Raw genomic sequence first — 24,012 nt, 5'->3', positions numbered from 1 at the left:
AGCGGTGGCGATGGCTGGTTATGGTTATGGTGGTTGGGGAAAGTATGTGTCGGTGGCGGAAAAGCGCGCGCAGGCGGAGAAGAAGATCAAGGCTCTGCGGAAAAAGGGCCGGGTCTGCCTGCCCGTGCTGATCGAAAAACGCACCATCGCGCACACCTTCTGGGGCAAGCAATGGTGCGACAACCTTGAACAGTACAGCGATTACGCCAACCGCCTGCCGCGCGGGCGCACCTACGTGCGCAATGGTTCGGTGGTCGATCTGCAGATCGAGGGGGAGAAAATATCCGCCCTGGTGGCCGGTTCTAGCCTGTACGAGGTCAGCATCACGATCAAGGCGCTGGCGCCGGCGTTGTGGCGCACGATACTGGGCGACTGCGCCGGCAAGATCGCCTCGCTGGTGGAGTTGCTCCAGGGCCGCTTGTCGTCCGGCGTGATGGCGGTGGTCAGCCAGGCCGGCAGCGGGCTGTTCCCGACGCCGCGGCAAATCAGCTTCCGTTGCAGCTGCCCCGATTCGGCGTCCATGTGCAAGCACGTGGCGGCCACCCTGTACGGCGTCGGCAACCGGCTCGACAGCGCGCCGGAGCTGCTGTTCCAATTGCGCAATGTCGATCCGGCCGAGCTGGTCCAGACGGCCGTCGGCATGTCGCTGACGCAGACGCAGGCCGATGCCGAGCACAATCTGGCGGACACGGATTTGTCGGCCTTGTTCGGCATCGACCTCGACGGGCCGGGCCTGACGGCGCCGCCGCCGGTCGGCGGCGCGCAGCCTGCGGGCGCCGACAAGGCTGTGACGGGGAAGGCGGCCATCGGGGCGGCAGTCGCGGCGGCCAAGCCGGCCGCGCCCGCCAAGCCGGCAAAGGCGGGCAAACCCGCCAAAACGGTCAGCGCGCGCGAACTGACCGCGCGCGGCGTGCCAACCCACATGCGGCAATGCTGGCTCAAGTCCGGCGTGTTGTTGGCCACCGACGAGCGCGCCGTGTACGCGCTCGCCACACACGGCGAGCAAGCCATCGCGGCCTACCTGGTGCGTCGCGCGTCCTGATTGTGGCTCGTCGAGCCCGGCTCGGCGTTAGCTGCCGATGCCGCAGCGGGTTCTCCGCGCCGCGCCGCGCTTCGCGCCCGCCCGCGTGCGCGACCGTGACCGCGCTCCAGCGCATTGTCCTAAAATCTGATCGATGGCGCGGTTGTTTGTTTTGGCCGCTTGCCGTCGCGGGGCGAAGCTGACACGCTGTGTCAATGCGATCGACACGCCGCGACAGCGGCTGACGGGAAGGAGGCGCCGGCCATGCAAGAAGCCCAGAATCTCGAATGGAAACAGTCCTGGCGGGACGAATACATGAAATGGATCTGCGGCTTCGCCAACGCAGAGGGCGGCACGCTGGTCATCGGCAAGAACGACAATGGCGACGTGGTGGGCGTGGCCAACGCGGCCAGGCTGCTGGAGGACATACCCAACAAGGTGCGCGACATTCTCGGCATTGTCGTCGCGGTGAATCTGCACACGGAGGACGGGCGCGACTGGCTGGAGATCGTGGTCGACGCTTATCCCAGTCCGATCAGCTACAAGGGCGAGTACCACCAGCGCAGCGGCAGCACCAAGCAGGAATTGCGCGGCGCGGCGCTGGACCGGTTTCTGATGCGAAAGGTCGGCCGGCGCTGGGATGGTGTGCCGGTGCCCTACGTGGCGCTAACCGACCTGGATTCTCGGGCAATCCAGACGTTCCGCAAATTGGCGGCGAAAAGCGGGCGCCTGGGCGAGGGGCCTTGGCCGAGAGCGATGCGGTGTTGGTGGAGAAATTGCATTTGACGGAGGGGAAGTATCTTCATCGCGCGGCCACGCTGCTGTTTCATGCCGATCCGGAGAAGTTCACCACCGGCGCCTGTGTGAAGATCGGTTTTTTTCGCACCGACTCCGATTTGCTTTTCCACGATCTGATCGACGGCGACTTGTTCACACAGGTGGAAAAGACCTTGGATTTGTTGCTGACCAAGTATCTGCGCGCCGGTATTTCTTACGAGGGCGTGCAGCGGCTGGAGCGCTTTCCTATTCCCGAGGCGGCTTTGCGCGAGGCGGTGATCAATGCGATTGCGCACAAGGATTACGCGGCGTCGATTCCGATTCAGATCAGCGTGTACGACCACAAGGTGATGATCTGGAATGCTGGCCCCTTGCCCTTCGACTGGTCGCTGGCGCAGCTGCTAGACAAACACTCTTCGCAACCCGCTAACCCCGATATCGCCCGGGCCTTCTTTTTGGCCGGGCTGATCGAGTCGTGGGGGCGCGGCATTGAACTGATTCGCAATACCTGTCTCGACTACGGCAGTCCGGCACCGATTTTTAGCTGCGACGGTACGGGGCTGTGGGTTGAGTTTCCATTCTCTGCGGTGGCGGGAATTGGAAAACCCTCGGTGAAAACGCCGGTAGAAACGCCGGTAGAAACGCCGGTAAAGACGCCGGTAGCAATCCTCCAGTGCCTTTCGGCGAACCCTACCATGACCCTGGCCGAGGTTGCCAATGAGATCGGCAAATCACTCCGCGCTGTCGAGCGGGCCAGTACTAAACTTGTAACCGCAGGCAAACTACGCCATTCCGGTGCGCGCAAGAATGGTCGCTGGGAGGTTATGGATATTCTGCTGTAAGAAACTACAGTCCCATCTGCTCCAGCAAGCCCTCGCCGATGTCGGCCTGCTCGGCAAGGATCTCGCGCAGGTGTTCCTCGGTCGTCGTCATATTCGTCAGCACCACGCGCAGCACCGTGGTCTGGCCGGGGTAGGCGGTCGACTCGAGCACGGTGCGCGAGACGAAGCTGTGGCCGAGCTCCTTCTGCCGCGTCTGCAGCTCGCTGTTGAGCGCGTTCAACTGCTGGTTCAGCGCGGCGGCCTGCTCCAGCCGGCCGTCGGCCAGCAGCCGCGCCATCTGCTGGCGCAGGCGCTGCGGCAGGTAGCGGTAGGTCAGGATGAAGGTGTCCGAGTCGGTGACCAGCTCGAAGTCGGCCCGCTCGGCCAGCAGCGCGCGCATCTGCCCGGTCAGCGTCGCCGCCTGCTCCAGCAGGGTGCGGTAGCCGCTGACGCCGAGCACCTTGAACGAGGTCCACAGCTTGAGCGCGTCGAAGCGGCGCGAGCCCTCCAGCGAGGTCTGGCCGAGGTCGCCGGAGTTGTCGCGCAGGATGTAGTTGGCGTTGTGCTTGAGCAGGTTCAGGCTGGCGCTGTCGCGGAACAGCACCATGCTTTGCGGCATCGGCACCCACAGCAGCTTGTGGCCGTCGAGCACCACCGAGTCGGCCAGCTCGATGCCGGCGTACAGCGGACGGAACTGCTCGGCCAGCAGCAGCGCGCCGCCCCAGGCCGCGTCGACGTGGAACCAGGCGCCCTCGCGCCGCGCCACCGCCGCCAGCTGGGCCAGCGGGTCGATGCTGCCGGTCTCGGTGGCGCCGGCGATGCCGACCACGGCCACCAGCTTGACGCCGGCCGCCTTCAGCGCGGCCACCTCGTCCTCCAGCGCGGCCAGGTCGATGCGGTTGTCGCGCCCGACCGCCACCACGCGCAGCGCGTTCTCGCCCAGTCCCAGGGTGGCCAGCGCCTTCTTCAGCGAATAGTGGCTGCGCGCCGAGCCGATCACCGCCAGGCCGCGATGGCCCGAGCGTTCCAGCGCGGCCAGCAGGCCGTCCTTGCGGTAGCCGGGCAGCTGGTGCTCGAGCGCCACGGCCAGCGCCGTCAGGTTGCCCATGGTGCCGCCGCCGACCATGTTGCCCAGCGCGATGTTCGGCGCCGCCATCGCCTCGGCGTACAGCGCCTCGCCGCCCCGGTAGACCTGGCGGTGCAACCAGCCCAGCACCTGCTTTTCGATCAGCGTCGAGGCGTAGGCGGTCTCGATCTTGACCTGGTTCTGGTTCAGCGCCGCCGTCAGCGCCTCGGCCACCACGCTGATCCACGGCAGCGCCTGGGTCATGTGGCCGATGTACTTCGGATGGTTCAGCTGGGCCGTGTTGGCCAGCACGGTGGCGTCGAGCTGCTCGAGGAAGGCCTCGACCGGCATGCCCTCGGCCGGCAGCGGCTGGTCGCCGAACAGGGCGGCCAACTCGGCGAACGGCGTGCTGGGGTAGGGCTGGGCGCGGCCCGCGACTAGCCAGTCGCCCAGCAGGCGCAGGGCGTGGTGCAGCGGCGCGGGGGCGCGCTCCAGGGCGTCGACGGAGAAATGCTGCTGCAACAGGGCCGCCAGGCGGGAGTCGGTCATCGGTGTCTACGTTTCCAGAAAAGGGGGCGCGGCGGCGGCGCAACGGCCGCACGAGCTTCGCTCAGCCGCGCAGTTTACCAAACCCGGGCCTGCCGCGCCCAGATCGGCTCGCCGACGGGCCCCGGCCGCGGCGGAATCGCCGCTCAGCAACAGCAAATGCGCCCCCGGCAACGCGTTCGCGCGCTGTTGCGCGACGTTGTTGGGTATAATCATTGGATTGCCTGCGTCGGTCTGACGTGTCTGCCTCCCTCTCATCTCTAGAAAATAACAATCTCATGGCTTCTTCCAACGATAACGTCAGCATGGCGCTGTTCTGCGATTTCGAAAACGTCGCGCTCGGTGTGCGCGACGCCAACTACGACAAATTCGACATCAAGCCCGTGCTGGAACGCCTGCTGCTCAAGGGCAGCATCGTGGTCAAGAAGGCCTATTGCGACTGGGACCGCTACAAGGCGTTCAAGGCGCCCATGCACGAGGCCAACTTCGAGCTGATCGAAATCCCCCACGTGCGCCAGTCCGGCAAGAACTCGGCCGACATCCGCATGGTCGTCGACGCCCTCGACCTGTGCTACACCAAGTCGCACGTCGACACCTTCGTCATCATCAGCGGCGACTCCGACTTTTCGCCGCTGGTCTCCAAGCTGCGTGAAAACGCCAAGAAGGTGATCGGCGTCGGCGTCAAGCAGTCCACCTCGGACCTGCTGGTGGCCAACTGCGACGAATTCATCTTCTACGACGACCTGGTGCGCGAGAGCCGCCGCGCCGCCGCCAAGCGCGACCCGCGCGACGCCCAGCCCGCCGTCAAGCGCACGCCGGAAGAGGAAACCCGCCGCCGCGAAGAGATGGACAAGCGCCGCAGCCAGGCGGTCGAAATCGCCGTCGGCACCTTCGACGCGCTGGTCTCCGAGCGCGGCGACAGCGGCAAGATCTGGGCCTCCGTGTTGAAGGAGGCGATCAAGCGCCGCAAGCCGGACTTCAGCGAGTCCTACTACGGCTTCCGCACCTTCGGCAACCTGCTGGAGGAAGCCAAGGCGCGCGGCCTGTTGGAATTCGGCCGCGATGAGAAATCCGGCGCCTACGTCTACCGCAGCAGCGGCGCCGCCGCCGTCAACGCCGACGGCAGCGCCGTCGTGAGCGAAAACGGCGCCGCGGCGGAAGCGGGCGAGGGCCGTCCGGAAGGCAAGGGCGAGATGCGCCGTGGCCGTGGCCGTGGTCGCGACCGCGACCGCAGCGAGCGCAACGCCGAGCGTGGCAACGCCAACGTCGGCGCCGAGCGCAACGAGGGCTACACCGACGCCGACACCGACAACGCCGACACCGTCGAGTTGCCGCAGGACGAGGCCGACGTGCTCGAATCGGGCGCCGTGGTCGAGGCCATCGTCGAGTCGCAGGCAGCACAACAACAGCAGCCGTCGGCGCAGCCGGCCGGCCAGCAGGAGCGTGGCCGTGGCCGTGGCAACCGTGGCGGCCGCAAGGGTGAACGCGCCGCCGAGCGCGCCCCCGAGCGCGCACCGGAACGCGCCGTCGAGCGCACCCCGGACCTGGATCTGACCCGCTACCCGGACGATGAATATGTCATCAGCGACGAGGAGGCGGCCGCCATCGCCCACGCTCTGACGGTGCAGCAGCAGACCGAGGGCCGCCATGCGCGCGCCGGCGGTCGTGGTGGCCGCAACCAGGCCGCCCAGCAGCCGCGCAAGGACAACCAGCAGGCCCGCAAGGACAACCAGCAGCCGCGCAAGGACAACCAGCAGCCACGCAAGGACGCGCAGCAGAAGCCGCGCAACGGCGCGCAGCAGCAGAACCAGCAGCCGCGCAAAGACAAGCAGCAGGGCCAGCAAAAGGGCGGCAACGGTCGCCGCCAGGATGCCAACGAGACGGTCCAGGCCTCGGCCCAGATCGACAGCGCCGCGCTGTACTCCTTGCCGGTCGCTGCGGCCGTGGTGCAATCGGCGCCGGTTGCGTTGACGCCAGTGGTCGTGGCGCCGGTGGCCAACCACGCCGCCGAAGCCGTTGTCGCCAAGCCGGCGCGCGCGCCGCGCAAGCCAGCCGCCGCCAAGGTCGCCAAGGAAGCCAAGGCCGCCGTGGAAGTGGTGAGCGTCGCCGAAGCAACGGAAGCCAAGCCGGCCGCCGGCAAAGCCAAGGCCGCAGCAAAAGCCAAGGCGGAACCAAAGGCCAAGGCCGAGGCCAAGGCCGAGACCAAGGCCGCGGCCAAGGCCGAGCCAAAAGCCAAGGCTGAGCCGAAGGCCAAGGCCGCGCCGAAAGCCAAGGTCGCCGCCGAGCAGGTCGCCGAGGCGCCAGCCGCCGCCGCCGCCGCCGCCGACAGCGCCGCCAAGCCGGCCGGCAAGCCAGCCGCGCGCAAGCCGGCCGCCAAGAAGGCGGCCGACGCCGCCGAGTAAGTCCCCCGGGCGGGGCGCCGCATTGTCGGCGCCCCGCTTTACTGCCATACTGCGACTCCGATCAATCGATGGGTGGCGCAGACGCCGCCCGCAGGCGGCGCACATGGCAACCCTCTCCGACATCTCCCTCTATCCGATCAAGTCCTGCGCCGGCATTGCGCTGCGCGAGGCGACCCTGACCGTCGCCGGTTTGATGAGCGAAAACATCTACGACCGCGAATGGATGGTGGTCGACCTCGACGGCCACTGCCTGACCCAGCGCGAGCATCCGCGCATGGCGCTGATCGTGCCGCGTATCAAGGCCGACACGCTGGAACTGCGCGCCCCGGGCATGCTGCGCCTGGAGCTCGAACTGGGCCTGCCCGACCCCGCGCTGGCGCCCACCCGGCAAGTGCAGGTGTGGGACGACGTGGTCACCGCCTACGACTGCGACGAGCTCACCGCCGCCTGGTTCAGCAACGCCGTCGGCGTGCCGTGCCGGCTGGTGCGCTTCCACCCCAACGTGGAACGCCAGGTCAGCGCCAAGTGGACCGGCGGCGTCGCCGCCCACACCCTGTTCTCCGACGGCTATCCGGTGCTGCTGGCCGGCAGCGCCTCGCTGGCCGACCTGAACCAGAAGCTGCTGGCGGCCGGCCGCGCCGCGCTGCCGATGAACCGCTTCCGCCCCAACCTGGTGGTCGACGGCATCGAGGCCTTCGAGGAGGACTATGTCGACACCTTCCAGTTCGGCGACGCGCTGCTCAAACCCGTCAAACCCTGCTCGCGCTGCCCCATGCCCTCGGTCGACCAAGGCACGGGCCGGTTCGGCCCCGACCCGCTCGACATCCTGCAGGGCTACCGCGCCAAGGCCGAGCTGGACGGCGCCATCTGCTTCGGCATGAACGCCATCGTCACGGCGGGCGGGGGCCAGCGTCTGTATGTTGGACAGGAAATAAGCGTTACACTGGCGTTTTAATGAACAGTTGCACTTTTTTGCATTCCCAACAACGCCAACTTGGCGTAATGTTGCAGCATGCAAGTTTGTTGGTTCGCTGAACTGTTTCCGCTATCGCAGTAACGCCGTTGCTGGTCGCAATCGAGTAAGGGTTTATATGACGCACACTGTCCCAGGCAGCAAGCCGCCGCACGCCGATCCGGCCCTCCGCTCGCTCGACCTGGCGGCCGAGAACCAGGCGCTGCGCGCGCGCATGGCCTACCTGCTGGAACAGGCCGAGCGCAACCATTCGATCATGTGCCGCCACCAGGCCTTCGACCTGGAGATTGTCGGCGCCGGCAACTTTCCCGAGCTGGTCGGCACCATCTTCCGCACCCTGCCCATCATCTCCGAGCTGGAGAGCGTGACCCTGAGCCTGATCGACGAGGACGCCGACATCCGCACCGTCATGCTCAAGCTGGGCGTGGTGTTCGAGGACTTCCCCGACCTGCTGTTCGTCGAGACGATCGACGAGCTGGGCTTCGACCTGGGCCGGCGCAACGCCTATTCGGCGCCGCCCAAGCCGCTGCTGGGCATGTACGAGGCGCAGCGCCACGGCGCCGCCTTCCCGCGCCCGCCGGCCGGCCTGCAGAGCGTGGCGCTGGTGCCGTTGCTGCGCAACAAGCGCATCATCGGCAGCCTGAACCTGGGCAGCGTCGACCCGACCCGCTTCACCCCCAGCCTGGGCACCGACTTCATCGAGCACATGGCCTCGATCATCGCGATCTGCCTGGAAAACGTGATCAGCAACGAGATGCTCAAGTACATCGGCCTGACCGACTCGCTGACCGGCGTCTACAACCGCCGCTACATCGACCGCCGCCTGCTCGAGGAGATCGGCCGGGCGCGGCGCCAAACCTATCCGATCTCGGTGATGTACATCGACATCGACCATTTCAAGCGCGTCAACGACACCGTCGGCCACCAGGGCGGCGACGAGGTGCTGCGCGAGGTGGCGACCCGCATCAAGGCCGAGCTGCGCCTGTCGGACGCGCTGGCCCGCTTCGGCGGCGAGGAGTTCGTCGTGCTGCTGATCGACGCCGACCTCGACAGCGCCGCCTTCGTCGCCGAGCGCATCCGCGCCAGCGTGGCCGGCAGCATGATTTCGATCTCGCAGGAGACGCAGGTGTCGATCACCGTGTCGATCGGCGTCGCCTGTTTGACCGACGGCGACCCCGAGGCCAGCGCCGAGGTGGTCTCGCGCGCCCTGATCGCCCAGGCCGACTCCTGCCTGTACCAGGCCAAGGAGGGCGGCCGCAACCGGGTGGTCAGCTACCGCGGCTAGCCGCCCATCGTTAGCCGCGCAGCAGCCGCGTCTCGGCCCGGTTGACCGCCTCGGCGGCGCCGCGCAGCACCACCACGTCGCCCGCCTCGAACACCGTCTGCGGCGTCAACTCCAGCCGGCCCTTGCCGCGCCGGATGGTGGTCACCTCGGCGCCGGCGCCGGCCACGTCGACCTCGCTCAAGGCCTTGCCGACGCAGGCCGCCTTGCCGTCCAGCGTGACCGAATGCAGGCGCACCATGTCGGCCTCCTCGCCGACGTCGCTGGCGCCGTGGAAGTAGCCGCGCAGCGAGGCGTAGCGCTCCTCGCGCGCCGCCTGCACGCGGTGCACCACGCGGCGCAGCGGCACGCCCAGCATCACCAGCGCGTGCGAGGCCAGCATCAGGCTGCCCTCCATCAATTCCGGCACCACCTCGGCGGCGCCGGCCGCCTTCAAACGGTCCAGGTCGGTGTCGTCGTGCGCCCGCACGATCACCGGCAGGGTGGGCGCCAGCTCGTGCACCAGCTGCAGCACGCGCAGCGCCGACGGCGTGCTGGTGTAGGTGATCACCACCGCGCTGGCGCGGTAGATGCCGGCCGCCACCAGGCTCTCGCGCCGGCCGGCGTCGCCGTAGGAGACGTTGGCGCCGGCCGTCTGCGCCTCCTGCACCCGTTCCGGGTCCAGGTCGAGCGCGTGGTAGTCGATTTTCTCCTCGGACAGCAGGGTGGCCAGGCTCTGCCCGCTGCGGCCGAAGCCGGCGACGATGACGTGCTTCTGCGTCGCCATGCTGCGGCTGGCGATCTTGGTCAGCGCCAGCGACTGCATCATCCACTCGTTGCTCGACACCTTCATGACGATCTGGTCGGACTTGGCGATGATGAACGGCGCCAGCAGCATCGACAGCACCATCGAGGCCAGCACCACCTGGATCACGAACGGGTCCATCAGGTGCACGCCGCCGGCCAGGTTGAGCAGCACGAAGCCGAACTCGCCGGCCTGGGCCAGCGCCAGCCCGGTGCGCATGGAGACGCCGTCGGTGGCGCCGAACAGCTTGGCCAGCAGGGCGATCAGGGCGAACTTGAGCAGCACCGGGCCGCACAGCAAAACCAGCACCAGCCACCAGTGCTCCAGCACCAGGCGCACGTTGAGCAGCATGCCGACGGTGATGAAGAACAGGCCCAGCAGCACGTCGCGGAAGGGTTTGATGTCCTCCTCCACCTGGTGCTTGTACTCGGTATCGGAGATCAGCATGCCGGCGACGAAGGCGCCGAGCGCCAGCGACAGGCCGGCGCGCTCGGTGATCCAGGCCGCGCCCAGGGTGATCAGCAGCAGGTTGAGCATGAACAGCTCCTGCGAGCGGCGCTTGACGACGATGGTGAACCAGCCGCGCACCAGCTTCTGGCCGAAGAACAGCAGCAGCACCAGCACCACCACCGCCTTGCCGCCGGCCAGCGCCAGGGTCTGCAGCAGGTCGTCCGGGTTCTGCGACAGCGAGGGGATGAGGATCAGCAGCGGCACCACGGCCAGGTCCTGGAACAACAATATGCCGATGATCTTGCGGCCGTGCGCGCTCTCCAGTTCGAGGCGTTCTGTCAGCATTTTTGACACGATGGCGGTCGACGACATGGCCAGCGCGCCGCCCAGCGCGAACGAGGCCTGCCAGCCCAGGTGCAGCGAGGCCGGCAGCTGGCTGGCGATGGCCCAGCCGAACAACATGGTGGCGGCGATGGTCAGGCCGACCTGGGCCATGCCGAGGCCGAAGACGATGCGCCGCATCGCCATCAGCTTGGCCAGCGAGAACTCCAGGCCGATCGAGAACATCAGGAACACCACGCCGAACTCGGCCAGCGTGTGGCTGGCCTCGTTCTCCTCGGCCAGGCCGAGCGCGTGCGGGCCGATCAGGATGCCGACGGCCAAATAGCCCAGCATCGGCGGCAAATGCATCATGCGGAAAGCCACCACGCCGAGCACGGCGCTGCCCAGCAGGAGGAGGGTCAGTTCGAGGGAGGAAAACATGGGTTTGACATGGCTCGTGGTCTTATTCCGTTGTTTGTTGCGTCTGGCAAGTTTTTTGCTTTCCCAATTCGGCTATACTTTGGGCATGAGTGTAACCGATGAAAAAACAATGCTGAAAGCTTTTGATCGAATTGATCCCGATCCCCGGATCGCCGCGCGGGCACTGTTGCTGGCACGCGAAACGCTGCAGATCGAGGCGGACGCCATCAACGCCATGCACGCGCGCCTGGCCGCCGACGACAGCGTCGGCCGCGCCGTCGCGTTGTTGCTTGCATGCAAGGGGCGGGTGGTCGTCTCCGGCATCGGCAAGTCCGGCCACATCGCCCGCAAGATCGCCGCCACCCTGGCCTCGACCGGCACGCCGGCGCTGTTCGTCCACCCGGCCGAGGCGGCCCACGGCGACCTCGGCATGGTCACCGCCGACGACGCCTTCATCGCCATCTCCTACTCGGGCGAGAGCGCCGAGCTGATGGCCATCCTGCCCGTCGTCAAGCGCATGGGCAGCGCGCTGATCTCGATGACCGGCAAGCCCGGCTCCAGCCTGGCCCAGCTGGCCGACGTCCACCTCGACGTCTCGGTGGCCAAGGAGGCCTGCCCGCTCAACCTGGCGCCCACCGCCAGCACCACCGTCACCCTGGCGCTGGGCGACGCCCTGGCCGTCGCCCTGCTCGACCTGCGCGGCTTCAAGGAGGAGGACTTCGCCCGCTCGCACCCCGGCGGCGCGCTGGGCCGCCGCCTGCTGACCCACGTGCGCGACGTCATGCGCAGCGGCGCCGCCGTGCCGGCCGTCGGCGCCGACGTCAAGCTGACCGAGGCGCTGCTCGAGATCACCCAGAAGGGCATGGGCATGACCGCCGTGGTCGACGCCGACGGCCGTCCGCTCGGCGTGTTCACCGACGGCGACCTGCGCCGCATGATCGAAAAAGTCCAGGACTTCAGCAAGGTGCTGATCCGCGACGTGATGCACGCCAACCCGCGCAGCATCGGCCCGGAAAAACTGGCGGTCGACGCCGTCGCCGTGATGGAGCAGTACCGCATCAACCAGATGCTGGTGGTCGACGCCGACGGCAAGCTGGTCGGCGCGCTGCACATCCACGACCTGACCCGCGCCAAGGTGATCTGATGAACGCCGGCTACAACCTCGACAACGTCGCCCGCGCCGCCAAGGTGCGCCTGATGATCTTCGACGTCGACGGCGTGCTGACCGACGGCAGCCTGCACTACGGCGCCGACGGCGAGGCGCTGAAGACCTTCAACGTGCACGACGGCCTGGGCATCAAGCTGCTGCACGAGTCCGGCGTGCAGACCGCCATCATCAGCGCGCGCGTCTCGCCGCAGGTGGTCAAGCGCGCCGCCGACCTGGGCATCGCCTACCTGCACCAGGGCGGCCACGACAAGCTGACCCCGTTCCACGCCCTGCTGGAGAAGACCGGCCTGGCGGCCGAGCAGGTCGGCTTCATCGGCGACGACGTGGTCGACCTGCCGATCCTGCGCCGGGTCGGCTTCGCCGTCGCCGTGCCGAACGGCCGCGCCGAGGTGCACGGCCGCGCCCACCACATCACCGAGGCCGCCGGCGGCCGCGGCGCGGTGCGCGAGATCTGCGAGTTCGTCCTGCGCGCGCAGGGCAGCTACGACCGGGTCATGGCCCAGTTCCTGGTCTGAGGCGGCGAGCATGCGCAAAAAAACCGCCCACCGCTGGCGCCTGTCGCTCACCATGCTGTTGTTCGTGCTGGTGGCGCTGGGCACCTTCTGGCTGGTCGAGCTGATGAACCAGAGCGGCCAGGAGATGCAGGCCGACCGCCATCGCAACGAGCCCGACTACATCATCGAGCACTTCAGCTTCGTGCGCATGAACCAGGCCGGCCAGCCCAGCTACATCATCTCCGGCGACAAGCTGACCCACCTGCCGCTCGACGACTCGTCCGACATCGAGCTGCCGGTGGTGCGCAGCCTGGCCGGCAAGGAGCCGGGCCGGCAGCCGCCCATGCAGATGCACGCGGCGCGCGGCCGGGTCGACCGGAACAACAGCCGGGTGCGCCTCGACGGCGACGTCAACGTCGAGCGCAGCGCCTCGGCCGCCAGCCGCGCGATGCGGTTGAAGACCGAGTCGCTGACCGTGTTCCCCGACGACGACACGATGGAGACGGCGCTGCCGGTGGCGCTGAGCCTGGGCAACGCCACGGCCAACGGCGTCGGCATGCGCGCCAACAACGCCACGCGCCAGGTCCAGCTGGGCGGCCGCGGCCAGCTGCTGTTGCCGCCGCGCGGCGCGCCGGCGCCGCCGCCGCTGAAATAGGGCCGGCGCCCAACACACTGATTGCAACACTGACAGAACGGAACCACGATGAACAAACTACTCCTCTCGGCCCTGCTGTTGCTCGGCGCCGCAGTCCCGGCGCTGGCGGAAAAGGCCGACTCCAGCAAGCCCACCGAGATCAAGTTCGACAACGTCGACATCGACGACGTCAAGCAGATCCAGACCTTCACCGGCAACGTCGTGCTGACCCGCGGCACCCTGCTGATGAAGGCCGCCAAGGCGGTCGTCACGCAGTCGCCCGAGGGCTACCAGTACGCCACCCTGACCAGCGTCGCCGGCGTGCCGGCCACCTTCCGCCAGAAGCGCGACGGCGCCGGCGACCAGTGGGTCGAGGGCGAGGCCGAGCGCATCGAGTACGACGGCAAGATCGAGCTGGTCAAGCTGTTCTCCAAGGCGCGCGTCAAGCGCATCGAGGGCAGCAAGCCGGGCGACGTGGTCGAGGGCGAGTTCATCTCCTACGACAGCCGCAAGGAGTTCTTCAGCGTGAAGAACACGCCGACCGGCGACAGCAAGCCGGGCGCCGGCCGCGGCACCATGGTGATCCAGCCGAGCGGCGTCAACGCCGCGCCGGCCGCCAGCGCGCCGGTGGTGAAGTGATGGAGGCGAAGCGCTGCGGCAGCACGCTGATCGTGCGCGGCCTGCAAAAGAGCTACGGCAAGCGCCAGGTGGTGCACGACGTCTCGCTGCAGGTCGAGTGCGGCGAGGTGGTCGGCCTGCTCGGCCCCAACGGCGCCGGCAAGACCACCTCCTTCTACATGATCGTCGGCCTGGTGCCGTCGGACGCCGGCAGCATCGACATCAGCGGGGTCGACATCTCGAGCCTGCCGATCCACCGCCGCGCCATGCTCGGCCTGTCCTACCTGCCGCAGGAGGCTTCGGTGTTCCGCAAGCTGACGGTGGAAGAGAACATCCGCGCCGTGCTGGAAATCCAGCAGGTCGACGGCAAGCCTTTATCCAAGGCGCAAATTGATGAACGGCTGGATACCCTCCTGGCCGAATTGCAAATCGAGAAGCTGCGCGAGAACCAGGCGCTGTCGCTGTCCGGCGGCGAACGCCGGCGGGTGGAGATCGCCCGCGCCCTGGCCACCAATCCGCGCTTCGTGCTGCTCGACGAACCTTTCGCCGGGGTCGACCCGATCGCCGTCATTGAGATCCAGCGCATCGTGCGCTTCCTCAAGGAGCGCGGCATCGGCGTCCTGATCACCGATCACAATGTGCGCGAGACGCTGGGCATCTGCGACCGCGCCTACATCATCAACCAGGGCACGGTATTGGCGTCAGGCCGGCCAGACGACATCATCGCCAACGAATCGGTGCGTCGCGTGTATCTGGGTGAACACTTCCGCATGTGAAAATGAAACAGTCCCTGCAGCTGCGCACCTCGCAGCACCTCGCGCTTACGCCGCAACTGCAGCAGTCGATCCGCCTGCTGCAGTTGTCCACGCTGGAATTGCACCAAGAGCTGGAACAGCTGCTGACCGACAACCCCCTGCTCGAACGCCTCGACGACCCGCTCGACCATTCGCTGCGGCTGCTGGGCGACGGCGCCATCAGCCAGCAGTCGGCGCCCGCCGAGGCGAGCGCCGAGGGGCCGCCGCAGCAGCCGCAGGACGCCGCCGCCGCGCCGGCCGAGGCGGACAACTTCGAGGCCGCCGACAACGACCGCAACGGCGAGGCCGACATGGACTGGAGCGACGCCGGCCGTGGCAAGGCGCCCGACGACGAGGACTCGCGGCCGCAGCTCGAGGCCAGCCACCGCACGCTGCGCGAGCACCTGATGGAGCAGATGCGCGTCACCGTCCACGAGTCGCGCGACCGCGCCCTGGTCGAACTGATCATCGACGCCCTCGACGAGAACGGCTACCTGGACGGACCCGCTCGACGAGATCTTCGCGCGCATCCCCGCCGAGCTGGAGATCGAGTGCGAGGAATTGCAGACCGCCTTGTCGCTGCTGCAGAGCTTCGATCCGGCCGGGGTCGGCGCGCGCAACGCGTCCGAGTGCCTGGCGCTGCAGATCAAGCGCCTGCCGCACATTCCGCTGGTGACGCGGCGCATGGCGCTGACCATCGTCGAGCAGCACCTGACCTGGTTCGCCCAGCGCGACTTCAACAAGCTGAAGAAGGCCCTGGTGTGCGACGACGACTGAGCTGCGCGAGGCGCAGACGGTGATCCGCCAGTGCAACCCGCACCCCGGCGCCGCCTTCGCCGCCGACGTCTCCGACTTCGTCGTGCCGGACGTGGTGGTGAAGAAGTCGCGCAACGGCTGGCAGGTCAGCCTGAACAACGACGTCATGCCGCGCCTGCGCGTCAACGCCATGTACGCCAACCTGCTCAAGCAGGGCAAGGGCGAGGGCCAGATGGGCGCCCAGCTGCAGGAGGCCAAGTGGTTGATCAAGAACATGCGCCAGCGCTTCGACACCATCCTGCGCGTCGCCGAGGCGATAGTAGAACGACAAAAGAATTTTTTCTCGCATGGCGCCGTTGCAATGCGCCCCCTTGTGCTCCGTGAAATAGCTGATACACTGGGTTTACACGAGAGTACTATTTCTCGGGTAACAACTCAGAAATACATGCTGACCCCGCATGGCATGTTTGAGTTGAAGTACTTCTTTGGCAGCCATGTCGCCACCGAAGCGGGGGGGGAGGCTTCCTCGACGGCGATCCGGGCGCTGATTGTGCAACTCACAGGAGCAGAAGACCCTAAAAATCCTTTATCCGACAGTAAGATTGCGGACATGCTGGGAGAACAAGGCATGGTGATTGCGCGACGCACTGTTGCCAAATATCGCGAAGCGTTGAAAATCCCGCCAGTCAGTCTCCGCAAGTCTTTGTAGTTTTGTTGGTTCCTGCGTGCCCGGCGGCAAAGGGCAAGGCACTAACCGTAAGCGACATCATCTCTAGGAGTGTGTATGAATCTCACCATCAGTGGACATCATCTCGAAGTGACACCAGCGATTCGCGAATACGTGCAGAACAAGCTGGAACGGGTCAAACGCCACTTCGATCAAGTGATTGATATTGCTGTCATCCTGACCGTAGATAACCTGACTGAGAAAGATAAACGCCAGAAGGCCGAAATCAACCTGCGTATGTCCGGCAAGACCGTCTACGTGGAAAGCCTGTCGCAAGACCTGTACGCGGCGATCGACACCCTGATCGACAAACTGGACCGCCAGGTCATGAAGTACAAAGCAAAAGTGCAAGAGCACGGCCACGATGCCATCAAGCATCTGCCGGACACTTTTGAACCGGCCGCCACCGCTTAAGCGGTCCCGCCACCATCCAACAAAGGGCGCTCCAGGCGCCCTTTTTTGCGCCCGCCGCAAACCCGCCGTCCGCGCTAAAATAGCCGCTCCATCCACCACCACCGTCCAGCCACATGAGCGAATTCGTCCACAGCAGCGTCAGCAACCGCACCGGCTTCATCACCCTCGACCGTCCGAAGGCGCTCAACTCCCTGTCGCTGGCGATGGTGCGCGACCTGGCCGCCGCCCTGCAGGCCTGGCGCGACGACGCCGGCGTCGACGCCGTGGTGATCCGCAGCAGCAGCGAGAAGGCCTTCTGCGCCGGCGGCGACATCCGCTTCTTCTACGACGTCGGCCGCGCCGGCGTGCAGGGCGGCAGCGCCCAGCTGGAGGACTTCTTCACCGAGGAATACGCGCTCAACCACCTGATCCACTTCTACCCCAAGCCCTATATTGCGCTGATGGACGGCGTGGTGATGGGCGGCGGCATGGGCGTGGCCCAGGGCGGGCCGGACTGCCGCCTGCGCATCGTCACCGAGCGCACGAAAATGGCCATGCCGGAGGTGAACATCGGCCTGTTCCCGGACGTCGGCGGCAGTTACTTCCTGTCGCGCGCGCCCGGCCAGCTGGGCAACTACCTGGGCCTGACCGGCCTGACCATAGGCGCCGCCGACGCGCTCTACAGCGGCCTGGCCGACTACTTCGTGCCTGCGGCCGACATGGCGGCCCTGGCGGCGCTGATCGAGGCCACCCCTGGGGCGAGGCTGCGCCAGGCCGTCGCGGCCTTTGTGGCGCCGTTCCAGGCCTCGGCGGGGGCCAGCGCCTTGCAGGCCGAGCGCGCCACGATAGAGCGCCATTTCGGCGCCGGCTCGGTGGCCGCCATCGTGGCCTCGCTGGCGGCGGACGAGGGCGCCTTCGCGCAAAAGGCGTGGAAGGCGATGGCCACGCGCTCGCCGCTGATGATGGCCGTCACCCACGAGCTGTTGCGCCGTGGCGCCGCGCTCGACGTGGCCGGCTGCCTGCGCATGGAGCGCACGCTGGTGCGCCACAACTTCGAGGACGGCGAGGTGCTGGAGGGCGTGCGCGCGCTGGTGATCGACAAGGACAACGCGCCGCGATGGAAGCCGGCCGCGCTGGCCGAGGTGACGGCGGAAATGGTCGAGCGCTTCTTCGCGCCGGTCTGGCCCAACTACGCGCACCCCTTGCGCCACCTGGCCTAGAAACCGCAACCCGCAAGCCAGGGGTCCGACCCCGTACGGGGTCGGACCCCGCGCCTGGCGCTTTGCGGGGTAACAAATTCTTCGCGGATGTCTGGACGCCGGCCCAAACCAGCGAGCCAGGATTTAGGTCTGTTCGCGGTGGCGCAGCACCACGCGCTCGCTGGCGTGGAAGTACTGCGCCAGTCGCTCGGCCATGTAGACCGAGCGGTGCTGGCCGCCGGTGCAGCCGAGCGCCACCGTCAGATAGCTGCGGTTGTCGGTCTTGAACGAGGGCAGCCATTTTTCGATGAAGACGCGGATGTCGGTCAGCAGTTCGTTGGCGCTCGGCTGGGCGTCGAGGAAGGCGATCACCGGCGCGTCGCGGCCGTCGAGGGGGCGCAGCGCCAGGTCGTAGTAGGGGTTGGGCAGGGCCCGCACGTCGAAGACGAAGTCGGCGTCGAGCGGCACGCCCAGCTTGAAGGCGAACGATTCGAAGAACAGCGTCAGCGGCGCGCGCTCCGAGGCCACCAGTTCCTTGACCCAGGCGCGCAGCTTGTTGGCGCTCAGCTCGGAGGTGTCGATCACATGGCCCAGCTGCTCGATCGCCGACAAGCGCTCGCGCTCCTCCAGGATGCATTCGATCAGGGTGCGGCGCGCCGCCGGATTCTGCCCCGGGCGCAGCTCGTGCGACAGCGGATGGCTGCGCCGCGTTTCGGAAAAGCGCGCCACCAGTGAGTGCGTGTTGGCGGTCAGGAAGACGACCTTGACGTCGTGGCCCTGTTGCTTCAGCGTGAGCACATCGCCCGGCAGGCTGGCCAGCGAGGCGGCGCTGCGCGCGTCGACCGCCACGGCCAGCGCCTGCAGGCCCTCGTCGACCAGCGTGGTGACCAGGCTGGCGAGCAGGGCGGGCGGCAGATTATCGACGCAATAATATCCCGAGTCTTCCAGGACGTTGAGGGCTACCGATTTGCCGGAGCCGGAGATACCGGTGAGAAGTACGATGCGCATAGGTGTCGATGATACCGCAAGCCGGCGGCCCGCGCCGAAAGCCGCAGGGACAAAACCGCAGGGAGCTTAGTCGCCGCTCATGGCTTGGCGTTGGCGTTCCATGAACTCTTGCAGGGTGTCGATGCCGCGCAGTTGCAGGATGGTGTTGCGCACGGCGGCCTCGAGCAGCACGGCGATGTTGCGGCCGGCGGCGACCGGGATCACCACCTTGCGCACCGGCAGGCCGAGCACGTCCTCGGTGGGGAACTGGAACGGCAGCCGTTCGACCTCCTCCTCGAGCGCGCTGCGCCGCACCAGGTGGACGATCAGCTTGAGCCGCATCTTGCGCCGCACCGCCGTCTCGCCGAAGATGGCCTTGATGTCGAGCAGGCCCAGGCCGCGCACCTCCAGCAGGTTTTGCAGCAGCGCCGGGCAGCGTCCCTCGATCATGTTCGGCGCGATGCGCGAGAACTCGACGGCGTCGTCGGCCACCAGGCCGTGGCTGCGCGAGATCAGCTCCAGCCCCAGCTCGCTCTTGCCGAGCCCGGAGTCGCCGGTGATCAGCACGCCCACGCCCAGCACGTCCATGAACACGCCGTGCATGATGATGCGCTGCGCCAACTTCTTCGACAAATACACGCGCAGGAAGTCGATCACCTGGGCCGCCGGCAGCGGCGTGGAAAACAGCGGGATGTTCTTTTCGTCGCAGATGGCGAGGATGTCGGGCGGCGTCTCGAGCCCCTGGGCGATGATCAGCGCCGGCGGCCCGCCGGCGATCAGCTCGCCGATCACGTGGGTGCGGGTGAGCGACTTGAGGCGCTGGTAGTAGTTGATTTCCTGGTGCCCGAAGACCTGGATGCGGCCCGGGTGGATGGTGTTCAAGTGGCCGACCTGGTCGGCCGCCGAGGCGACGTCGCCGGAGATCAGGCGTTCGCCGCCGGGGAAACCGGCGAACCAGCCGAGTTGCAAACTCTCGCGATTGTCGTCATAGAGCCTTTGGATCGTCAGCGGGGTTTGCAGCATGGGCGGTGGTCTTTACTCGGAATGATCGGTAAGCCCTAGTGTACCTCATGCGTCCGCGGACGGCGATCTTGCCTTGCTAGCCACCCGGCGCCGGCGCGGCAGGGCGCGGCGGCGGCGGTGGCGGGGATGGCGTGCCGGCTCAGCCGGCGGCTTGCAGGCTGGGCAGCCAGTTGACGATGCGCGTGTGCACCGACTTGGGGTCGGGATCGGTAGCCAGGGCGGTGCGGAAGGCGTCGTCCGAGAACATCTCGGCGATCTCCGACAGGATCTCCAGGTGCTGCTGGGTGACGTGGTCGGGAATCAGCAGGAAGAACAACAGGTTGACCGGCTTGCCGTCGGGCGACTCGAAGGGGATCGGTTCGACCAGGCGGACGAAGGCGGCCAGCGGCGACTTCAGGCTCTTCATGCCCTTGATGCGGCCGTGCGGCACGGCGACGCCGTGGCCCAGGCCCGTCGAGCCCAGCCGTTCCCGCGCGAACAGGTTGTCCGACACGGTGGAGCGGGCGATGCCGCAGTTGTTCTCGAAGATCAGTCCGGCTTGCTCGAAGGCGCGCTTCTTGCTCGACACTTCCAAGTCGAGCAGGACGTTTTCAAGAGAGAGTATTTTGCTGAGGTTGTTCATAACGCGACATAAAATGGTGCGACGCACAAAAGGTGGCATGCGAGCAGAATTATAGGCTTGTTTACGCAGCCTGTAACATGAAATCGCTGTTGCCCGCCGTCCCGCCACGCCGCGCCATGGGGCGCCCGGGGCGGCCTGAATTATTGTAAAAAACGCATTATGGCGGGGATTCGCTATTTCCGGACACTAAATTGGAAAAACACCGGGTTTTTCGCATCCAGCCGCCATCTTGGCCGATTTTTTCCCGGTTTTCGCCGACCCTGCCGCAACGCGGCCCGGCCGGCGCCGGTTCGCGGTCCCCGGGCGGGGGCTGGGCACCAGGGGCCGCATCGATCATCATACGCTCAAGTGGTGTTGTCCGATTGTAAAATGTATTTCCAAGCGCGGGCTTGTAGCCAGATCAACCACACGCCACCGTCGGCTTGATCCGGCGCAAGGCGGCGGCGCCGGAATCGGCGTAGCGCGGGCTTGCCGGCGGCGTGTTCGCCGCCTATTCAGCGCCTGTTCGCGCCTATTGGCGCGCGCCGCGCAGGTTGGGCGGCGGGGTGGCCGTGCTGAAGTTGCTGCGCCAGGGGTTGATGTCGAGCCCGCCGCGCCGGGTGTAGCGGGCGTACACCGCCAGCTGCTGCGGCGCGCACTGGCGCAGGATGTCGGTGAAGATGCGCTCGACGCACTGCTCGTGGAACTCGTTGTGCTCGCGGAAGCCGATCAGGTAGCGCAGCAGGCTTTCCTGCTCGATCTGCGGGCCGTAGTAGTGGATCTGCACGCTGGCCCAGTCGGGCTGGCCGGTCACCAGGCAGTTCGACTTGAGCAGGTGCGACACCAGCTTCTCCTCCACCGGGCCGTTGTCGAAGTTGGCCTTGAGCAGCTCGGGCGCCGGGTGGTAGTGCTCGACCTCGATGTCGAGGCGGTCCAGCAGCAGGCCGTCGAGCTCGCCCATCTTCAGCCGCTCGAACTCCTCCGGCAGGCTGAGCGCGATGTGCACGGCGGCGCCGAAGCCCTGCGACAAGTCCTTCTGCAGCAGCGCCTTCAGCGCCTCGGCGCTGTCGAGCCGGGTCTGGTTGAAGGAGTTCAGGTACAGCTTGAAGGACTTCGACTCGACGATGTTGGGCGAGTCGGCCGGCACGGTGATGCGGGCGATCGCCACCTGCGGCTTGCCGCGCCCGTTCAACCAGGAGATCTCGTAGGCGTTCCAGATGTCGACGCCGAAGAAGGGCAGGGTGCCGCTCAGGCCCAGCTCGTCGCGCTTGCCCTGGCGCGGGATGGGGAACAGCAGCTCCGGCGCGTAATCGGTGCGGTATGCGGAGGTTTTGCCTAGCGGCGACAGGTCGACAGTGTTGGTCATGATGGCGGGGATGGGGAATGAATGAATTCGGACAAGGCGGCATGGTAGCGCAACTGGCCGCCGCGCGCCTGCCGGCATCCGCCGCCACCGCCGCGCCGAGGGCGGCGGCGGTGGCGAAACGCTGCGCTTAGCCGAGGAACAGCTTGTAGACCGGGTTGGCCGTCTCGTCCCAATAGCGGTAGCCCAGGGTGGTGAGGAACTGGGCGAAGGCGTCCATCTCGTCGGGCGGCACCTGCAGGCCGATCAGGATGCGGCCGACGTCGCCGCCCTGGCTGCGGTAGTGGCACAGCGAGATGTTCCAGTTCGGCGCCATGCTGTCGAGGAAGCGCATCAGCGCGCCCGGCCGCTCGGGGAACTCGAAGCGGTACAGCAGCTCGTCCTGCGCCAGGCTGCTCTTGCCGCCGACCAGGTGGCGGATGTGCGCCTTGGCCAGCTCGTCGTGGGTCAGGTCCAGCGTCTTGAAGCCGTTCTCCTCGAAGCGGCGGGCCAGCGCGCCGGACTCGTGGCGGTCGGCGATCTGGATGCCGACGAAGACGTGGGCCTGGTCTTGGTCGCTGATGCGGTAGTTGAACTCGGTCACGTTGCGCGGCCCCACCAGCGAGCAGAAGCGCTTGAAGCTGCCGCGCTGCTCGGGCAGCGTGACGGCGAACACCGCCTCGCGCGACTCGCCCAGCTCGGCCCGCTCGGCGACGAAGCGCAGGCGGTCGAAGTTCATGTTGGCGCCGCAGGCGATGGTGATCAGGGTCTCGTTCTGGATCGGGTTCTTGGTCAGCGCGGCGCGTTCGACGTAGGCCTTGGCGCCGGCGATGGCCAGCGCGCCGGCCGGCTCGAGGATGGAGCGGGTGTCTGTGAAGACGTCCTTGATGGCGGCGCAGATGGCGTCGGTGTCGACGATGATGATGTCGTCCACATATTGCTGGGTCAGGCGGAAGGTCTCCTCGCCGACCAGGCGCACCGCCGTGCCGTCGGAGAACAGGCCGACGTCGGCCAGGGTGACCCGTTCGCCGGCCTTGACGCTGCGCGCCATGGCGTCGGAGTCGAGCGTCTGCACGCCGATGATCTTGATGTCGGGGCGGATCTGCTTGACGTAGGCGGCCACGCCGGAGATCAGGCCGCCGCCGCCGATGGCGACGAAGATGGCGTGGATAGGCCCGGCGTGCTGGCGCAGGATCTCCATGCCGATGGTGCCCTGGCCGGCGATCACGTCGGGGTCGTCGAAGGGGTGGACGAAGGTCAGCTTCTGTTCCTTCTCCAGGGTCAGCGCGTGGTTGTAGGCGTCGGTGTAGGACTCGCCGTGCAGCACCACCTCGACGTCGGCGCCGCCGCGCGCCTTGACGGCGTCGATCTTCACCTGCGGCGTGGTGGTCGGCATGACGATCAGCGCGCGGCAGCCCAGCTTGGCCGCCGACAGCGCCACGCCCTGGGCGTGGTTGCCGGCCGAGGCGCAAATGACGCCGCGCTTGCGCTGCGCCTCGCTGAGATGGGCCATCTTGTTGTAGGCGCCACGAATCTTGAAGCTGAACACGCTCTGCATGTCCTCGCGCTTGAAATAAATTCGGTTCTCGTAGCGCTGCGACAGGGTCGGCGCGAGTTCCAGCGGGGTCTCAGTGGCGACGTCGTAGACGCGCGCGGTCAGGATTTTCTTCAGATAGTCGATAGTCATGGTCTGCAAACAGTGTGGTTCTGGGCCAGATGCGGTACGTGCAACTTCTGGTACTTGCGATGCGAAGACATGCTTCTAACCGGCTGGTGACCGGGGACGGCAGGCGCTGGACGGGCGCCGGTGGGCGCGCAGCCGAACGGGTCGGGCGTGCGGAGTGCGCTCGACGGGTGTGTCTGATTATAATGGACACCTTTCGCCCTTCACAAAAAACCGATGATCGAATCCGCAATAGCCTGGCTGCTGCACCTGCTGGCGGCGCCGGAGGTGGGGCTGACATCGGTCTTCCTCATCAGCTTCATCTCCGCCACCCTGCTGCCGCTGGGCTCCGAGCCGGCCGTGTTCGCCGTCGTCAAGGCCAACGCCGCGCTGTTCTGGCCGGTGATCGGCGTCGCCACCCTGGGCAACACCCTGGGCGGCGTGGTCGACTATTGGCTGGGCTACCGCGCCAAGCAGGCCTTCGCGCGCGAGCGCGAGAGCCGCTGGTTTTCCTGGCTGGCCCGCTACGGCGCCAAGACCATGCTGCTGGCCTGGCTGCCCGGCATCGGCGATCCGCTGTGCACCCTGGCCGGCTGGCTCAAGCTGCCGTTCTGGCCCAGCGTGCTGTACATGGCCTGCGGCAAACTGTTGCGCTACATCACCATGACCACCCTGCTGTTGTACGTGCCGGACGGCGTGTGGCAGCGGATCGGCCATTTGCTGGGATGACGGGCCTGCATACGACGTTCC

At 67.0% G+C, this 24,012-nt stretch carries 20 protein-coding genes and 2 pseudogenes; 15 read left to right on the top strand and 7 right to left on the bottom strand.

The window, feature by feature from the left end; genetic code table 11:
• The first annotated feature begins 46 nt into the window (after positions 1 to 46).
• From QC826_RS26845 to QC826_RS26835, 3 genes are all read left to right on the top strand, one after another.
• Positions 47 to 1,042, top strand: a complete 996-nt coding sequence (locus tag QC826_RS26845) for a hypothetical protein (RefSeq protein ID WP_279763197.1) — start codon at positions 47 to 49, stop codon at positions 1,040 to 1,042.
• Between the two features lie 243 nt (positions 1,043 to 1,285).
• Positions 1,286 to 1,807: a helix-turn-helix domain-containing protein gene (locus QC826_RS26840; protein WP_279763196.1), complete on the top strand. Its 522-nt coding sequence runs from the start codon at positions 1,286 to 1,288 to the stop codon at positions 1,805 to 1,807.
• Positions 1,765 to 2,640: an ATP-binding protein gene (locus tag QC826_RS26835; RefSeq protein WP_279763194.1), complete on the top strand. Its 876-nt coding sequence runs from the start codon at positions 1,765 to 1,767 to the stop codon at positions 2,638 to 2,640. Before QC826_RS26840 ends, QC826_RS26835 begins: the two co-directional genes overlap by 43 nt.
• 4 nt (positions 2,641 to 2,644) lie before the next feature.
• Here the strand turns inward: QC826_RS26835 and QC826_RS26830 are convergent, their stop codons facing one another.
• On the bottom strand, positions 2,645 to 4,234 hold the full coding sequence (locus QC826_RS26830) for a pyridoxal-dependent decarboxylase (RefSeq protein WP_279763193.1): 1,590 nt from the start codon (positions 4,232 to 4,234) through the stop codon (positions 2,645 to 2,647).
• A gap of 275 nt (positions 4,235 to 4,509) precedes the next feature.
• Here QC826_RS26830 and QC826_RS31820 point away from each other — a divergent pair.
• The 3 genes and pseudogenes from QC826_RS31820 to QC826_RS26815 form a co-directional block, all read left to right on the top strand.
• A pseudogene (locus QC826_RS31820) lies at positions 4,510 to 5,332 on the top strand (NYN domain-containing protein); the annotation flags it as partial.
• Positions 5,333 to 6,736: 1,404 nt separating this feature from the next.
• Positions 6,737 to 7,588 (top strand): MOSC domain-containing protein, encoded by an 852-nt coding sequence (locus QC826_RS26820; RefSeq protein WP_279763191.1) that lies wholly within the window; start codon positions 6,737 to 6,739, stop codon positions 7,586 to 7,588.
• A 136-nt stretch (positions 7,589 to 7,724) separates the two neighbouring features.
• Positions 7,725 to 8,891 (top strand): sensor domain-containing diguanylate cyclase, encoded by a 1,167-nt coding sequence (locus QC826_RS26815; RefSeq protein WP_279763190.1) that lies wholly within the window; start codon positions 7,725 to 7,727, stop codon positions 8,889 to 8,891.
• 10 nt (positions 8,892 to 8,901) lie between these two features.
• Here QC826_RS26815 and QC826_RS26810 read toward each other — a convergent pair whose 3' ends face one another.
• Positions 8,902 to 10,884, bottom strand: a complete 1,983-nt coding sequence (locus QC826_RS26810; RefSeq protein ID WP_279763189.1) for a monovalent cation:proton antiporter family protein — start codon at positions 10,882 to 10,884, stop codon at positions 8,902 to 8,904.
• 109 nt (positions 10,885 to 10,993) lie between these two features.
• Here QC826_RS26810 and QC826_RS26805 point away from each other — a divergent pair, with 109 nt between their 5' ends.
• From QC826_RS26805 to QC826_RS26770, 8 genes and pseudogenes are all read left to right on the top strand, one after another.
• On the top strand, positions 10,994 to 12,007 hold the full coding sequence (locus tag QC826_RS26805) for an SIS domain-containing protein (protein ID WP_279763188.1): 1,014 nt from the start codon (positions 10,994 to 10,996) through the stop codon (positions 12,005 to 12,007).
• Positions 12,007 to 12,546, top strand: coding sequence for a KdsC family phosphatase (locus QC826_RS26800; RefSeq protein ID WP_279763187.1), 540 nt, complete (start codon positions 12,007 to 12,009; stop codon positions 12,544 to 12,546). The genes QC826_RS26805 and QC826_RS26800 overlap by 1 nt, the downstream gene beginning before the upstream one ends.
• A 10-nt stretch (positions 12,547 to 12,556) precedes the next feature.
• Positions 12,557 to 13,180, top strand: a complete 624-nt coding sequence (lptC, locus tag QC826_RS26795) for an LPS export ABC transporter periplasmic protein LptC (RefSeq protein WP_279763186.1) — start codon at positions 12,557 to 12,559, stop codon at positions 13,178 to 13,180.
• A gap of 48 nt (positions 13,181 to 13,228) precedes the next feature.
• Entirely contained in the window at positions 13,229 to 13,798 is a 570-nt protein-coding gene (lptA, locus tag QC826_RS26790) for a lipopolysaccharide transport periplasmic protein LptA (protein ID WP_099416693.1), read from the top strand.
• Positions 13,798 to 14,553, top strand: coding sequence for an LPS export ABC transporter ATP-binding protein (lptB, locus tag QC826_RS26785; protein ID WP_093390045.1), 756 nt, complete (start codon positions 13,798 to 13,800; stop codon positions 14,551 to 14,553). Before lptA ends, lptB begins: the two co-directional genes overlap by 1 nt.
• Positions 14,554 to 14,555: 2 nt before the next feature.
• A pseudogene (locus QC826_RS26780) lies at positions 14,556 to 16,036 on the top strand (RNA polymerase factor sigma-54).
• Positions 16,037 to 16,111: 75 nt separating this feature from the next.
• Positions 16,112 to 16,468 (top strand): ribosome hibernation-promoting factor, HPF/YfiA family, encoded by a 357-nt coding sequence (gene hpf, locus QC826_RS26775; RefSeq protein WP_093390043.1) that lies wholly within the window; start codon positions 16,112 to 16,114, stop codon positions 16,466 to 16,468.
• A gap of 113 nt (positions 16,469 to 16,581) precedes the next feature.
• Positions 16,582 to 17,667 carry an enoyl-CoA hydratase/isomerase family protein gene (locus QC826_RS26770; protein WP_279763185.1) on the top strand — a complete coding sequence of 362 codons (1,086 nt, stop codon included), beginning with the start codon at positions 16,582 to 16,584 and terminating at the stop codon, positions 17,665 to 17,667.
• A gap of 123 nt (positions 17,668 to 17,790) precedes the next feature.
• Here the strand turns inward: QC826_RS26770 and rapZ are convergent, their stop codons facing one another.
• From rapZ to ilvA, 5 genes are all read right to left on the bottom strand, one after another.
• Positions 17,791 to 18,654, bottom strand: coding sequence for an RNase adapter RapZ (gene rapZ, locus QC826_RS26765; protein WP_279763184.1), 864 nt, complete (start codon positions 18,652 to 18,654; stop codon positions 17,791 to 17,793).
• Between the two features lie 66 nt (positions 18,655 to 18,720).
• The gene (hprK, locus tag QC826_RS26760) at positions 18,721 to 19,656 is read right to left on the bottom strand and encodes an HPr(Ser) kinase/phosphatase (RefSeq protein ID WP_093390040.1); all 936 of its coding nucleotides are present in this window, start codon (positions 19,654 to 19,656) and stop codon (positions 18,721 to 18,723) included.
• Between the two features lie 139 nt (positions 19,657 to 19,795).
• Positions 19,796 to 20,278 (bottom strand): PTS sugar transporter subunit IIA, encoded by a 483-nt coding sequence (locus tag QC826_RS26755; RefSeq protein WP_279763183.1) that lies wholly within the window; start codon positions 20,276 to 20,278, stop codon positions 19,796 to 19,798.
• Between the two features lie 511 nt (positions 20,279 to 20,789).
• Positions 20,790 to 21,623, bottom strand: coding sequence for an NADPH-dependent 7-cyano-7-deazaguanine reductase QueF (gene queF, locus QC826_RS26750; RefSeq protein ID WP_093390038.1), 834 nt, complete (start codon positions 21,621 to 21,623; stop codon positions 20,790 to 20,792).
• 127 nt (positions 21,624 to 21,750) lie between these two features.
• Complete coding sequence (gene ilvA, locus QC826_RS26745) at positions 21,751 to 23,286, bottom strand: threonine ammonia-lyase, biosynthetic (protein WP_279763182.1); 1,536 nt, start codon at positions 23,284 to 23,286, stop codon at positions 21,751 to 21,753.
• Between the two features lie 213 nt (positions 23,287 to 23,499).
• Between ilvA and QC826_RS26740 the strand changes: the two genes are divergently transcribed.
• Positions 23,500 to 23,991: a YqaA family protein gene (locus QC826_RS26740; RefSeq protein ID WP_279763181.1), complete on the top strand. Its 492-nt coding sequence runs from the start codon at positions 23,500 to 23,502 to the stop codon at positions 23,989 to 23,991.
• The last annotated feature ends 21 nt before the right edge of the window (positions 23,992 to 24,012 follow it).

It is taken from the genome of Rugamonas sp. DEMB1 (assembly GCF_029834475.1).
GTDB classification, from domain to species: Bacteria; Pseudomonadota; Gammaproteobacteria; order Burkholderiales; family Burkholderiaceae_D; genus Rugamonas; species Rugamonas rubra.
The sequence above is the reverse complement of the archived record's forward strand: the minus strand, read 5'-3'. Positions and strand labels throughout refer to the sequence as shown.